11 protein-coding genes are annotated in these 14,742 nt (G+C 37.4%); 6 read left to right on the top strand and 5 right to left on the bottom strand.

Going from position 1 to position 14,742, the window contains the following annotated elements; all coding sequences use genetic code 11:
- The first annotated feature begins 7 nt into the window (after nucleotides 1-7).
- Together A3EM_RS0111400 and A3EM_RS0111395 are read left to right on the top strand one after the other, a co-directional pair.
- A complete protein-coding gene (locus tag A3EM_RS0111400; protein WP_020528343.1) occupies nucleotides 8-1,528 on the top strand; it encodes a RagB/SusD family nutrient uptake outer membrane protein in 1,521 nt (506 codons plus the stop codon).
- A 169-nt stretch (nucleotides 1,529-1,697) separates the two neighbouring features.
- Entirely contained in the window at nucleotides 1,698-5,120 is a 3,423-nt protein-coding gene (locus A3EM_RS0111395; protein WP_020528342.1) for a VCBS repeat-containing protein, read from the top strand.
- Between the two features lie 76 nt (nucleotides 5,121-5,196).
- On the opposite strand, the gene A3EM_RS0111390 is transcribed toward A3EM_RS0111395, so the two are convergent.
- The 5 genes from A3EM_RS0111390 to A3EM_RS0111370 form a co-directional block, all read right to left on the bottom strand.
- On the bottom strand, nucleotides 5,197-6,627 hold the full coding sequence (locus A3EM_RS0111390; RefSeq protein ID WP_020528341.1) for a glycoside hydrolase family 125 protein: 1,431 nt from the start codon (nucleotides 6,625-6,627) through the stop codon (nucleotides 5,197-5,199).
- Nucleotides 6,628-7,040: 413 nt separating this feature from the next.
- Nucleotides 7,041-8,615, bottom strand: coding sequence for a Dabb family protein (locus A3EM_RS0111385; protein ID WP_020528340.1), 1,575 nt, complete (start codon nucleotides 8,613-8,615; stop codon nucleotides 7,041-7,043).
- Between the two features lie 12 nt (nucleotides 8,616-8,627).
- A complete protein-coding gene (locus tag A3EM_RS0111380) occupies nucleotides 8,628-9,110 on the bottom strand; it encodes a GlcG/HbpS family heme-binding protein (RefSeq protein ID WP_020528339.1) in 483 nt (160 codons plus the stop codon).
- Nucleotides 9,111-9,112: 2 nt separating this feature from the next.
- Nucleotides 9,113-9,796: a type 1 glutamine amidotransferase domain-containing protein gene (locus A3EM_RS0111375; RefSeq protein WP_020528338.1), complete on the bottom strand. Its 684-nt coding sequence runs from the start codon at nucleotides 9,794-9,796 to the stop codon at nucleotides 9,113-9,115.
- Between the two features lie 81 nt (nucleotides 9,797-9,877).
- Nucleotides 9,878-10,459: a Crp/Fnr family transcriptional regulator gene (locus tag A3EM_RS0111370; protein ID WP_020528337.1), complete on the bottom strand. Its 582-nt coding sequence runs from the start codon at nucleotides 10,457-10,459 to the stop codon at nucleotides 9,878-9,880.
- Between the two features lie 471 nt (nucleotides 10,460-10,930).
- Between A3EM_RS0111370 and A3EM_RS0111360 the strand changes: the two genes are divergently transcribed.
- The 4 genes from A3EM_RS0111360 (at nucleotide 10,931) to A3EM_RS0111345 (ending at nucleotide 14,665) form a co-directional block, all read left to right on the top strand.
- A complete protein-coding gene (locus tag A3EM_RS0111360; RefSeq protein ID WP_020528335.1) occupies nucleotides 10,931-12,103 on the top strand; it encodes a dipeptidase in 1,173 nt (390 codons plus the stop codon).
- A gap of 475 nt (nucleotides 12,104-12,578) precedes the next feature.
- The gene (locus tag A3EM_RS0111355) at nucleotides 12,579-12,953 is read left to right on the top strand and encodes a hypothetical protein (protein WP_020528334.1); all 375 of its coding nucleotides are present in this window, start codon (nucleotides 12,579-12,581) and stop codon (nucleotides 12,951-12,953) included.
- 67 nt (nucleotides 12,954-13,020) lie between these two features.
- The gene (locus A3EM_RS0111350) at nucleotides 13,021-13,785 is read left to right on the top strand and encodes a hypothetical protein (protein WP_020528333.1); all 765 of its coding nucleotides are present in this window, start codon (nucleotides 13,021-13,023) and stop codon (nucleotides 13,783-13,785) included.
- Nucleotides 13,786-13,879: 94 nt separating this feature from the next.
- Nucleotides 13,880-14,665 (top strand): DUF1206 domain-containing protein, encoded by a 786-nt coding sequence (locus A3EM_RS0111345; RefSeq protein WP_020528332.1) that lies wholly within the window; start codon nucleotides 13,880-13,882, stop codon nucleotides 14,663-14,665.
- Nucleotides 14,666-14,742 lie beyond the last annotated feature (77 nt).

The raw sequence follows: 14,742 nt of genomic DNA, 5'->3' as shown, positions 1-14,742 counted from the left end.
CCGAATCATGAAGAAGAATTTAATATATATATTTTCGAAATCCATAATTACTGTTTTTTTAATTGGTTTATTATACGGGTGTATAGATTTGGATGAAGATCCGGGTAAATCGCTGCTTTCTCCAGAAGTACTGACCACCCCTGAAGCACTCGATGCGGCTTTGGCAGGTGCTTACCGCCAGGTACAGGATAATGCAAAATGGTCCCATTTTTACATTCCTGGTTTTGGGGGAGATGATATTACCACACATAGTGCAAGTAATAAAGCTGGTTTCAGGGCCTTTGATCAAAGAAATGTTACCCCGACAACAGAACGAGTAGTCAATCATTGGAATGCCATGTATCTGCCCATGCGGTCTATAAATAACGTCATTGAAAGCCGTGATAAAATTACAGGAGGAGATACAGAACTGATAGATGCCAAAATAGGTGAAGCCTATTTTCTAAGAGGGTTATTGTATTTTTATCTGACGCGTAGTTTTGGAAAGGTACCTTTGCAATTGTCATCCCTTCCGGATCCGGAAAAAAATGTTTCTGAAATACTGGAAATTTATGAGCAGATTGAAAGTGATTTTATGGAGGCAGAAAGGTTATTGCCTATGTTAAACCCGGCTTCACCCGGATCTGCCAACAGACCCAATAAGGGTTCTGCAAATGCATTTTTAGCCAAACTATATTTATATTGGGGTGGTTGGCCGCTTAAAGATCAGTCAAAATTTGCCTTGTCTGCAGCAGCTGCCAAAAAAGTAATGGACAATGCGGGTGCCCATGGGTTTGCCATGGTTGAGGATATGAATACCTTATGGTCGGAAAAGGATGAAAATCGATTTAATTCCGAAGGTGTGTTTACTTTAGTGATGTGTCGCCCTTGTGGAGGTGCCTTTGGAAATAGAACTACTGGTAGGTTGGGTTATCCCGGTGATGTAGGAGGATGGACTGAAACATTTGCGGAGGTTAAATTTATGAATGATATGCCCGAAGGACCACGGAAAGAAGCTTCATACGTCACTGAGCTGGAAATCAATGGGGTGATGACCCAATGGCAGGATTTTGAAAATGAACCTAGGCCATTATTGAAAAAGGTTACGGGTTTAGCGGAAGAAATTCCCCCAACCAGTAATAACTCAAATAACAATATCAACCGCTATTTTATGAGATATGCCGAGGTTTTATTAACCTATGCTGAGGCATCTGCAAGGGCTGGAGATGCCAATCCACAAGCCTGGGAGGCTTTTAATCAGGTAAGAAGACGGGCCGCTGGTTTACTTCCTTATACGAATACCTATCCTTCGGATATTACAAGTGGGGATTTGGTTGAACTTGCTTTTATTGAAAGAAAATGGGAGCTATGCGGGGAGTTTGAAAGGTGGTTTGATATGACCAGAACTGAAACGGTAAAGGAAGCATTAAGTGACAGGTCTCAGGAAATTAATCAAATTTTGGGAAGTCTGGAAACGGACAATTACTTTACCCCAATTCCACAGGGAGAAATTGATAAAGCTCCCCAACTTGAGAATTCTGGGAATTAATCAAATTAGCATAACTGGTTTTTTTAACTATACCATGTCGGGGACAAGAAAAAACCGGAATTATTGAAGATAAACGTTTTAAAAATGTTTTGAAGCCTGATTCCGGTTTCTTTTTCAGCTTGAAAAAGGAACAAAAAATTTAGCATTTTTACTCGATTACTATTTTAAGATGAGTCATTTTCACCTTGGGCATTTACTCAATTATATTTTTCCCTTAAGAAGATCACTAAAATTATTTGATAAGTTAGTTATTGGTAATCAGTGGATTAATGTTGCTAAAACATCTGTATATTATGTTTTTGTTGCACTGGTAATTTCAGCTTGTGATAATCAGGATGAAGCTTCCCGAACTTCACCTCTGTTTGTGAGTGTACCTTCTTCAGCATCCAATGTGAATTTTGTCAACAGCATAGAGGAAACCCGGGATTTTTATTATTTTAAATATATATATTCCTACATCGGAGGAGGAGTTGCTGCAGCCGACTTTAATAATGATGGATTGGTGGATCTTTTTTTTACCTCAAACCTGAATCCACACAAACTATACCTCAATAAAGGGAATTTACAATTTGAAGATATTACAGAAAATAGTGGCATAAAAAAGAGAGAAGGGTTTGACACAGGCGTTTCGGTAGCAGATGTTAACCAGGACGGATACCTGGATTTATATATTTGCAGAGCAGGTTGGGAGGATTCAGATGAATATTATGAAAACCAGTTGTACATCAACAATGGAGATTTAACATTTACCGAAAGGGCAGCAGAATTTGGGTTAAACGATAGGAACAGATCAATTTCAGCTACTTTTTTTGATTATGATAAGGATGGAGATTTAGATGTTTATGTTTCCAATGCCGTATTGGTGGATAGAAATTATAAGGAAATTCCCAAACTTTCGGATGTAGAAGAAGATCCTGGGACGGACAGCCTCCGGGGAAGTGATAAATTGTATAGAAATGAAGGTAATGGTTACTTCACCGATCAATCATTTAATGCAGGGATTTTACCAGAAAAAGGATTTGGACTTCATCCTCAGGTGGGAGATTTAAATCAGGATGGCTGGCTGGATATTTATGTAACTAATGATTTCACAGTGCCTGATTTTGCTTTTATCAATAATCAGAACGGTACGTTTTCAAAACGTCAGGATCAGTTTTTTAAGCACATTTCCTACTATAGCATGGGAGCAGATATCGGGGATATCAATAATGATGGACTGGTTGATCTTATGGTTTTGGATATGAGTCCTGAAGACTATGTAAGGTCTAAAACAACCATGGCTATGATCTCCAATGATAAATTCAATACACTGGTCAATAAAGGATATCATTACCAGTATATGCATAATGTACTTCAGGTTAACAATGGGAATAATTCTTTTAGTGAAATAGCCTATCTGGCAGGAGTGGCCAACACGGATTGGAGCTGGTCTGCCTTACTGGCTGATTTTGACCTGGATGGATTGAATGATATTTATGTCACTAATGGAATTTTCAGGGATGTAATTGATCAGGATAAGTCAAAAGAAATAGTTGCTACGCTGAGAGCAAATAATAAAAAACCCACAGATGAAGATTTTCTTAGATTTACCCAATCTTTTCCTCAGCAGAAATTAAAGAATTACTTCTTCAAAAATCTGGATGGATTATCTTTTGAAGATAAATCTTCCAGTTGGGTGGAAAATCCTCCTACTTTTTCTAATGGGGCAGTTTATGCCGATTTGGATAATGATGGTGACCTGGAAATTGTGGTAAATAATATTAATGATGAAGCTACAATTCTAAAAAATACCGCCATAGAAAGAAAGGAGGGTAATTTTTTACAATTTCAATTTAAGGGGCCTCCGCAAAACCAAAGCGGTGTGGGGGTAAAAGTAAACCTTCATTTGGCGGATAATGCTGTGCTTACCAGACAATTGATCAATACCAGAGGTTTCCTTTCATCGGTAAGTAATAAATTGCATTTTGGGTTAGGACAAATTAATGAAATACCAAGTGCTGAAATTATTTGGCCTGATGGCCGCAAACAAAAGATAAATTCCCTTGCGGTAAATCAAATTGTGCAGGTGGATATTGCAAATGCTGATCAAAATATTTCTTGGGATAATATTAATGTTTCCCCTCCCATTAAATTCAAAAAAACAGCATTCAATTATCACCACAAGGAAGTTGATTATGATGATTATCAAAAACAACTGTTACTTCCACACAAACTTTCGCAAACTGGCCCTGCTACAGCATCAGCCGATGTAAACGGTGATGGATATGTCGATCTGTTTATAGGAGGAGCCTATCAACAAACTTCTCTTTTACTTTTAGGGAAATCAAATGGTGGTTTTATTGAACAAAGTGTTCCCGATTTTCGGATAGATAGCCTTTGTGAAGATGTTGGAGCTGTATTCTTTGATGCAGACATGGATGGAGATCAGGATCTTTACATAGTGAGTGGAAGTTATGAATTTGAAAAAGGATCTGATTGGCTTCAGGACAGGTTATATTTAAATGACGGACTGGGTCAATTTACAAAAGCTTCGAATGCCCTACCCAATCTGAGGACTGCCAATTCTGTGGTAATGCCTTCGGATATTGATCATGATGGTGATCTGGATTTGTTTGTGGGGGGACGGGTTATTAAAGGAAAATACCCATATCCTCCTCAGAGTTATTTGTTGATCAATCGGGGTGGAGTTTTTGAAATTGGAACGCCAAATCTTGCCCCGGAGCTGGAGAATATTGGCATGATAACCGATGCAGTTTGGACTGATATTGACCGTGATCAGGATGATGATTTAATCCTGACAGGGGAATGGATGGGTATTGAGGTTTTTACCAATGAGAAGGGGAAATTCAAACGAAGTAAGCAGTTCGAAGTACTAAATTCAAGTGTGGGCTGGTGGAATACATTAATTGCTGAAGATATTGATGAGGACGGGGATATGGATATCATTGCAGGAAATCTTGGGTTAAATTATAAGTATCATGCTTCTGAAGAAAAGCCTTTTCATGTTTATACCAGTGATTTTGATTTAAATGGAGTAGAAGATATAATTCTGGCCAAATATTATGACGATAAACAGGTTCCTGTGAGGGGGAAATCGTGTACTTCTCAGCAAATTCCAATTCTACAGACAAAAATAAAATCGTATAATGAATTTGCGTCAAAAGATTTATATGGAATTTTTGGTTCGGGATTAGATGAAGCGCTGCACCTAAAAGCTACTGAATTCAGATCGGGACTGTTTATTCAGGATGAAAATGGGTTTACTTTTTCTCCTTTCGAAAATGTAGCCCAGATTTCTACCCTTAATAGCATCCTTTATGAGGATTTTGATGGAGATGGCATCAGGGATTTATTACTAGCCGGAAATAATTACGTAGCTGAAATTGAAACTACCCGGGCAGATGCGGGAATAGGGGCTTATTTCAAAGGATTGGGAAAGGGGAAATTCGAATATGTTGAAAATAGCCAGACAGGTTTTTTTGCTGATAAGGATGTCAGGTCAATGCTCTATTTAAATAATCGGAATGATAAGTCATTAATTGTCATCAATAATAATGATACCCATGATCATTTTCAAATTACAATTCCCTGAATTTAAGTGTAAACCCATAGATAAAACAGTGTTTCCACTTGTCAGTTTTATCTATGGGTTTTAATAAGCTTAAATTTTAGACCACTTCATTTAAGAGTGCTGGTTGCTCATTATATAATTTTAGAATCAATTCCCCAAAAAGTGTATTTGACCAGGCAAACCATTTTCTGGTGAAATCTTTTGGATCGTCTTTGTGAAAACCTTCATGCATAAAACCGGTTCCTCCGTGAGTTTCAATAAGTGATTTCACACAACTTTTGATTTCATCTTTATCCTCACTGGTTAAAGCCCGCATGGTAATACTCATCGGCCAGATGTAATCCATTCCCACATGAGGACCTCCAATACCTTCAGCAGCTTTCCCCCTGAAAAAATATGGATTTGAGGTACTTAACACAAACCTTCTTGTATTCTGGTAAATAGAATCTTCCGGGTCACAACATCCTAAATAGGGCAGGGATAACAGACTGGGGATATTTGAGTCGTCCATAAAAACATGGTTTCCAAAGCCATCTGCTTCAAAAGCATATATATTTCCAAAATTCAGGTGATTGGAAATGGCATATTGTTGCACGGCTTCTTCAACTTCAAATGCCAGGTTTTTACATTGATTTGCAAATTCTTCCTCACCGATCACTTCTTCAAAAATTTCGGCAATTTGTCTTAATGAAACTACCGCAAATAAATTTGAAGGAATTAAAAAGGGGTAAATAGTAGAATCATCTGAAGGTCTGAATATGGAGCAGATTAAGCCTACAGGTTTTATGGGATTTCCATAACCCTGACCTGCAACAGTATCGGTAAGCACTGGGGTAACTCTCTGAAATTTATATGGTCCTTTGTCCTCTTTCCTTTGCTGTACTTTGAAAGTCTGGAGAATTAATTTCATGGCTTTTTGCCAGTTTTCATCAAAACAGGAGGTGTCATTGGTTGTTTTCCAATACCCATAAGCCAGACGAACCGCATAACAAAGGGAATCAATTTCCCACTTTCTTTCGTGAAGTTCCGGCTTCATATCGGTCAGATCTTTTTCCCATTCACTTCCAATCGGACCATCATTAAAAGCATTGGCATAAGGATCGATCAAAATACATTTGGTTTGCCTGTTGACCACTCCGGCTAATAAATCCTTGAGTTTTGGATCTTCATTGGCCAATGGCAGGTAGGGCCAAACCTGTGCCGTGGAGTCTCTCAGCCACATGGCTTCAATATCTCCGGTGATTACAAAAGTATCTGGTTTCCCATCTATCATTTTATGCTTTACCGTAGTATCCAGTGTATTGGGAAAACAGTTTTCGAATAACCAGGCAAGCTCCTTGTTTTTCAGCCCTTTTTTAACCTTTTCAATTGTCTTTTCTACGGCTTCGCTGGTGAAATTTCTATCCTTGGGTTTAGGCCTTTGGCTTTCAAATTCTTTTTGAAAAAAAGCTTCAGAAAATGGAATGGGTAAAACCATGCTTGAGCCTGTTAAAATTGTCTTTTTTAGAAATTCTCTTCTTTCAGTCATCGTGTTGAAAGTAATAGGTTAATAGTATTTATCAAACAGATCTGGTAAATGACAAATCCATAAATCAGGCATTTTCATTTATTCCTAATCTTCTTTACAGCCTTAAAATTATAACAATTAAACAAAAAAACTCATTTATTTGCTGTTTTTTGCGTGTTTATGAGGTAAGTACAACAGATATGACTGAATTTCATGCAAGGGAATAATCCTGCCTAATCAGGTTATCCAAATAAAACCAGAAGACTTTGAATGAATGGAAGAGAAACGATTTTAGAGGGTAAAAGGAGGAGACTTTGTGGAAATGTTAAGCCTAGGTTGGATATTTAAAGTAAGTGTTGGTTAGTTAAAAAGAAGGCAAGATACCGGGAAGGAATATCTTTTGGTTGCTATCTTTTCCCGATATCTTTTGTTTTTTAGAAATCACTATTGGTCCAGTAATCCATTACGAAAACATCTTCCAATATGGGCCCTACTTTTTCAACTAAGGCTAAATGGTCTTTGTGTTTTAGGTAAATTTCCCGAGCCTCTTCATCCTTAAAAGTTAAGGTAAATCCATGGGTAAAACCTTTGCTATGTCCTTCTTCACTATTATTGATTCCCCATTCAAAACCAATAATTTCCGGAATTTTTTGCTGAAGATTTATAAAATCCTTTACCGCTATTTCAATTCTTTCCTGAGAAACCTCCTCCTTGAATTTAAGGTTAACAATATGCCGAAGAACCTTTTGGGGAGCTGTTTCCACCATCTGATTTACAGCTTTAATGGTATAGGAAAAGAGTTTTTTTACATCGCTACTCACAGATCCTGCAAGAAAATAAAGGTCCTCACCTATCTTATGGGAAGCCATACCATAGTAAATAGGATATCCGGTATTTAAACCACCTGAAGGTTTGAGCAGGCCATCCTCACCCATTCGGCAAACTTGTATACTGTTGTCATCTCTGGTTCCAATAGTTACGATGGCCTCCTTCTCATTTACTTGTAAAACCTCAATCCGTGTTTGCCCGGCCAATAAGGTAGAATCGTTATCGATCAGTACATCATGAGGAATTAAATGTCCTTCCGGACTTACCTTAAAAACACTTACTCCATCCCCGTGGTAAACGAAATCCTTCTTTTTGATGAAGTTTGTCCTTTTGTAATACTTGTGGTGTCTGTGGCCTACTATTACATAATGATTACTTCCCAAAGTAACCCCGTCAACAGGGTAAGTTCCAGTTAGATATCGATCATTTACATTGTCCGAAATGTTACTTACATTTTCAAAGTGTCCGTTTTCAAATACCCTGAAGCTGCTTATCCCATTGTCCTGAAATCCACCCGTAAACAAAAAGGTTTTTCCTTCAATATTATGGGCATACATCCCAATGATGCCATCAGTGTGTATGGTATCATCATCTTTAAGCGATTGCACATGATTTAGCTTTCCATTTTTCTGGATTTCAAAACAACTTAAACCGGGGGTATTTTCCAGCCCGCCTACAAAAAGGTAGGAAGCCTTTTTCATATGGACCACCTTAAGTGTGATAACAGTACCCAGATGGGTTTCTTCAGTATCTTTTAGTAAAAATACCCTTTGGAGTTGGCCATCATCTTCAATTTCAAATACTTCAACGGCATTACCTCCTTTATTTCCTACAAACAGGAAATCTTTTCCTCCAATATTATCTGCTACCAATCCCCTGGCAGGCCCTTTTTTATTGTAAAGTTCATAGGTGGCTAAAGGCTGTAACATACCTTTATCGCTTAAGCTAAAAACATCTAGGAAACCCCCATCTCCACCTGTAAAAACCAGATGTAATCCTTCTTTTTGGTAAGCAAATGCCGTAACCGTATTATTGGTGGTTTTTGCTGAATCCAATGGCACCAGGCTGGTATAACAATTATGGACCATATTCTGGGGAAAAGCAGCACTTAAGTTCACAAAGAGCCCTGCTAATACAGCAAGGACTATTTTATAATTTACATTTAAAACCATTTTTTTCATTTCACCTCTTTTTTAATTCAAAATAGCCATAGCACCTGTCAAAGCAATTTCGTGGTCTTGTTCAATGGTACCCCCACTAATTCCTATAGCTCCCACAATATTTCCATTTTCATCTCTTATTGGAACTCCTCCAGGAAAACTGACCAACCCACCGTTAGTTTGTTCAATATTAAATAGCATACCATTTGGCTGGGTTAATTTTCCTAATTCTCCTGTTTCAATATCAAAAAAACGAGATGTTTTCGCTTTTTTAATGGCTACATCGATACTTCCAAGGTAGGAACCATCCATTCGGATAAAGGCTTTAAGATTTGCACCGGCATCCACTATGGCTATGTTTACCAAAGCCCCTTGTTCTACCGCTTTATTTTTGGCTGCTAAAGCTATTTTTAAGGCCTCCTCCTGAGTAATATTATGGGTGATTTGAGCATTTGCCGAACCAAAAGTTAATCCGATTAGGAAAACAGCTAGCTTAATTAGTTTTAAACTTTTCATCCTTAATTTTTTAGCTGGTTTAATAAAAGTTGAGCTACCATTACCGATGAGGCAGGATTTTGTCCCGTAATTAAAAGGCCATCTTCAATGGCATAAGATTGCCAGTCATCCCCTTTGGAAAATACACCTCCATTTTTTTTCAATTCATCTTCTACTAAAAAAGGGACAATTTCATCCAAACCCATGGCTGTTTCTTCTGAGTTTGAAAAAGAGGTCACTTTTTTCCCTTTTACCAATGGATGCCCTGCTTCGGTTTTGGCATTTTTGAACACAACCGGTGCATGACAAACCGCTCCGATTGGTTTGCCTTGTTGGTAAAAATCTTCGATTAAATTGTTGGAATGTTTATTTTCAGCCAAATCCCATAACGGACCGTGTCCACCAGGAAAGAATATGGCATCAAAATCGGATGAATTGACGGACTCTAACCGAGTGGTGTTGGATAAAGCTTCTTTTAATTCAGCATCTTCGTTAAACCTGATGGTAGCCGGAGTTTGATAGTCGGCTTCATTACTCATAGGATCAATCGGAGGCTGTCCTCCTTTGGGTGAACTTAAAGTAACATTTACCCCATTGTCTATCAGGTGGTAATAAGGTGAGGCAAATTCTTCGATCCAGAATCCGGTTTTTTTTCCGGTATTCCCAAGATCTTCATGGCTTGTCAATACAAATAATACTTTTTTCATATAATACTTAGTTTTGGAATTCAAAAGTATTATCCTGAAGTGAGGAAAAAATTGAACAAGTTCAACAATCCTGATAAAAAGCTAATTTTTTAAAGACTTGCTTTTAATCTTACTCAAAAATTCATGCGTAATCCCAAGATAACCCGCAATTTGCCTGTCTGTAATTCTTGAGGCAATATTCGGATAGGTGTTCAAAAAATACTGGTAGCGTTCTTTGGCTGTTAAACAATGGTTTCTGATCAGTCTTTTTTGCCAGGCGGCAAGTGCTTTTTGGGACATGATGCGAAAGAGTTTTTCCACCAGAGGTAGTTGATCATATAAGCGCTCTTTGTCCGCTTTTTGAATAATAAGCACTTCACTGTCTTCCAGGGCCTGAAAATACAAATCTGAGGGCGTTTGATTCATGAAACTGTCGGTATCAATCAGCCACCAGTCCTCAGCAGCAAAATAAAGGATATTTTCATTACCCTTTGTATCGATAATAAAGATTCTAAAACATCCTTTGGTTACAAAGCCTTCGAATTTGCAAATACTGCCCTGGGTGAGCAGGTATTCTCCTTTTTTGACCGTTTTTGTGTTAAAAAAGCTACAGATTTCATCAATCTGCATATCCGAAAAATTTACGTTTCTCCTGATATTTTCCTTTAACAATTGGTATGACATCGTTCTAAAAATTTTCGAGTATCCTTTACATAAAATCCGCTATGCAAAGGTCACTTTTCTTCACTGACGAAATATACAAATAATTGAAATAATAGTCATTGTAAATTGGCTAAGAGCGTGTTTAAGTTTTGTTTTTTCCGAAATGTCGGATCAAAGCTAAAAATGTCAGTTTGGGGTCTTCAGGATGCTTTAAAATTTTTGAATAGCAGCGCTATTGGGAAATTTTATAGTGAACTGAAGTTTTCGAACCGGGCTGACGTCTCTGGGGCAATTTTCAGCCGAAAGGATAAAATTTAAACATGTTCTAATTAAAATCCGGATGTTGGCTTCTGCTTTAATAAAAAAATATGTCAGCTAGTCAATTCCTTAATAGTTGGAGTATTATAGGTAGTCACAGTATTATCTTTAATCACTATAGGGGAATTCAGTTTTTAAATAACTTCATTAACAGCACTTCATAATTAACAAACAATGAAAAGATTTAAATGGCCTGCTATTATTTTATTATTAATTTCAATAATTTATTCAGCGGTAGTGTTTATTGTGCCGGAGAAATTTGACAAAACCTTAAACAAGACAAAATCACTGCCTCCTTATAAGGTTTCAGACGAGGCTCTTGCATTGTACAGTTCCCTGGAATTTGTGGCTGATTTACATTGTGATGCGTTGCTTTGGAGCCGAGATCTCACCGTAAAAAATTCCATAGGCCATGTGGATTTTCCAAGAATGCAGGAAGCAAATATGGCCTTACAGGCCTTTACAATTGTGACCAAATCACCCAAAGGGCAGAACTTTTCGAAAACCTCTGGAGATGCTTTTGATAATGTTACTTTACTCAATTTTTTACAAGCCAGACCTGTCTCCAATTGGTTTAGCTTGATGGAAAGGGCAATTTACCAAAGTCAAAAACTTCATCAACTGGCCATCGATTTTGATGATGAATTTATTATTGTGAAAAACAAAGATGACCTGAAAAAACTGATTGCCCTAAAGAAACAGGATAATCGGGTAATTGGAGGTTTTTTAGGGATTGAAGGAGGACATTGTCTGGAAGGAAAAATTGAAAACCTGGACAGGCTCTATCAGGAAGGGGTTCGTATGTTTGCACCCACCCATTTCTTTGATACTAAACTTGGAGGTTCTGCCCACGGTATTTCAAAGGGCGGACTCACAAAATTTGGAAGTGATGTGATTATACGTATGGACGAGTTGGGGATGATCATTGATCTGGCACATGCCTCTCCCACTTTAATTGACGATGTTTTGAAACAGACCCAAAGCCCCTTACTAATTTCCCATACAGGGGTAAAAGGCACCTTAGATAATAATCGTAACTTGTCCGATGCACACATTATCCAAATTGCTAAAAACCAGGGGTTGATAGGTGTAGGCTTTTTTGATGGCGCAGTCACTAAACCATTAACTAAAGGTATTGTAGAAGCCATGAAACATATTAAATCTATTGCCGGGGTGGAATGTATAGCTTTGGGTTCGGATTACGATGGTAGTGCCACAGTTCCCTTTGATGTAACGGGTTTACCTTTGTTGGTGGAGGAATTATTGAATCAGGGATTTGAAGAAGCGGAAATAAGAGCCATTATGGGTGAAAATGTAAAACAATTTATGTTAAAGAATCTTAGATAGGAAAAAATAAAGATTTCCTCCTGAAATGGGAGCGTGTTTTTAAGCACCTGTGCTCCACACCAAGAACTATTATTTCCGAGAAACAATTATCTCTCTATCAGACTTTTATGGCAAAATAATACACGGTTAATATTGAATTACTACCTAATTTTCATTTCAGAGACTAGTCAAAATAAAATCTAAAAGTCTAACCTGATTGGTCGAATTTGATTCTCCACAAATCAATTAAAAGTAACAGTTTTCCCCAAAAATTGTAGCAAAATTCCCACAACATTATCCATCCGGGGTCTGCCATTCTTTTTTATTTTATTTTTAACACTTTGATAATCAGCAAAATATGTCTCAAATAATTTTCTAATGGAGAATAGGCACAGTAATTTGATTAGCAGGAGTGTGGATAAACGGAACAGTTCAATTCTGTTTTATCTCTAAAACATTTTTAATAATCACTAACAACATATAAACCAATTGTATTATGAAGTATCTGTTAATTCTTTCGTCTTTCGCTCTTGCAGCACAACTTTTCTTTTTGGGGGAATTTTTCAGTTCATTGGAGGCTATTAATCTTTTTTTAGCCTTCCTGCTTTCAGGTATTTTTTATTACTTCGGTTCTATTCACCATATTAAAAAAACAGAATATACCGGAGAGTTAGGAAGTGTTTTTTATAGTATTTCCCTTTCTTCCGTTCCGTTTGTTTTTGGTGTAGCCATATTTAATTTTTTCTATCATGAAAATTTACTGATAGCACTTTTGACAACTGCAGGCCTGAATGTACTTACCCTAATTGGAAGTATTTTTTTACTTAACAGAAAATATAAAAAGGACATGAGAATGTTCAGGAGATTCTAAATTTCTTCAGCTCCCTCCACTAATAGTTTTTAGCCGGAGGAAATCCTCAAACTAAAAACCCATTATCATGAAAATTATCAAACTACAGCTCTACTTTTTTATTTCAATCATTTTATCCTCCTGTGCCACTAAAGATGTGGCTTTTCAGAATCGCTTTGATTATACCACTGAATATTACGATTTGATTGAATCGCAAAGAAAACTTGTGGAGGAGAACAGAAAACTAAAATTCAAAAACCAGCAATTACAAAAGGAAAAGGTAAGATCGCTTGTGGAATTGGTTAAACAAGCGGATGTAGACCAAAATGCCATCAATTCAGCAGTGGCAGTTGAAAAAGCTATGAAAAATTATTTCAGTCAATTAGATAAACTGGAAAAAAATCTGAAGGATGCTTTTTCCGATCGCAGAAAATATCATGTTTTTCAGGATAAAAATGCGGTTAGACTGATCGTGAATGACAATGTTTTATTTAATAAAGATGGAGCTTACTTACTTCCTGAAGCAGATCAAATTATGATTTCCCTTCATCAATTTATGGAAAAAAATCCTCAGGAAATGAAAATCATAAATCATAGGGATAATGATCTTCCCCTAAAAAGTATTCGGTATGCTGACCATTGGGATTTGAGTTTTGAAAGAACTAAAAATATTGCCCTGCATCTGGTACACCAGGGTGCAATTTTTAGCTATGAGGTGGAGGCTACTGGTAAAGTTTACAGAATTGTTCAGGAAAATAAGGAAAATCCATATGCCACTTTTCGGTCCTTTACCGAGTTTGTTTTTACCCCTGAAGTATCTAATACACCAGATTTTTATCTGGCAACCAAATAAATAACTGTTGATAGGGTTTGGCCCTTCTTCAGAAAAATTTCTACTATTTATTTACCCTTAAATATTCACCAAAAAACTTAAATCATTTTCAACCATGAATAACAAGAAAGAAAAATTTGCACGCTTTGGCATTGCCACCAAAGGCTTTGTATATTGCCTGATAGGCGGATTAACAGCAATGGCTGCGTTCGGAGCCGGAGGTAAAAAAACCGGGAGTAGCGGAGCCCTGGAATATTTGGCCAGTCAGACTTACGGGCAGGTACTTTTAATCATTACTGCAATGGGCTTAATCAGCTTTGTATTTTGGAGGTTTTACCAAACTTTTGCAGACCCTGAGGATAAAGGTAACGATGCAAAGGGTATTTTTAGAAGAATAGGATATTTCTCCAGTGGTGTATTTTATGGTTTTTTATCGTATACTGCTATTAACACAGTGGCTGGAGCCAGCTCAGGTTCCGGAGGTAGTAAAGCGTCTCTTATTAATACCTTGCTCAGCGAATCTTACGGACAAATTATGGTCGGTATTCTTGGGGTTATCTTCCTTGGTAAAGCGGGTTATCAGTTTTACAGAGCCTATTCCGGTAAATTTAAAGACAAAGTAAAAGAGGCCAGTTTGGGTAAAAGAGCCAGAGAATTGGTGTTAAAATCCGGACAAGTGGGTTATACCGCAAGGGGTGTAGTAATAGCAATAATTTCCTTCCTGACATTTAAGGCGGCCTTTTCAGCCAATTCCAGTCAGGCTGGAGGAACAGAGGAGGCACTCAGTTTTATCCAAAATGAATTTGGAGCTATTGTGTTGGCAGTGGTGGCCATCGGTTTGTTGGCCTATGGAGTGTTCATGTTTATAAAAGCCAAATACAGAGAAATGGCAGGAATTTAATCCTGTATTCCAAAATTTTCCCTGAGCTAAAACTGACTCCAGACTACCCTTTTTTTTTTAAGCCATACCCAATACCA

The organism is Flexithrix dorotheae DSM 6795 (assembly GCF_000379765.1).
Lineage (GTDB): Bacteria > Bacteroidota > Bacteroidia > Cytophagales > Flammeovirgaceae > Flexithrix > Flexithrix dorotheae.
Note: the sequence above shows the minus strand (reverse complement) of the source record. Positions and strands in the feature narration are given on the sequence as shown.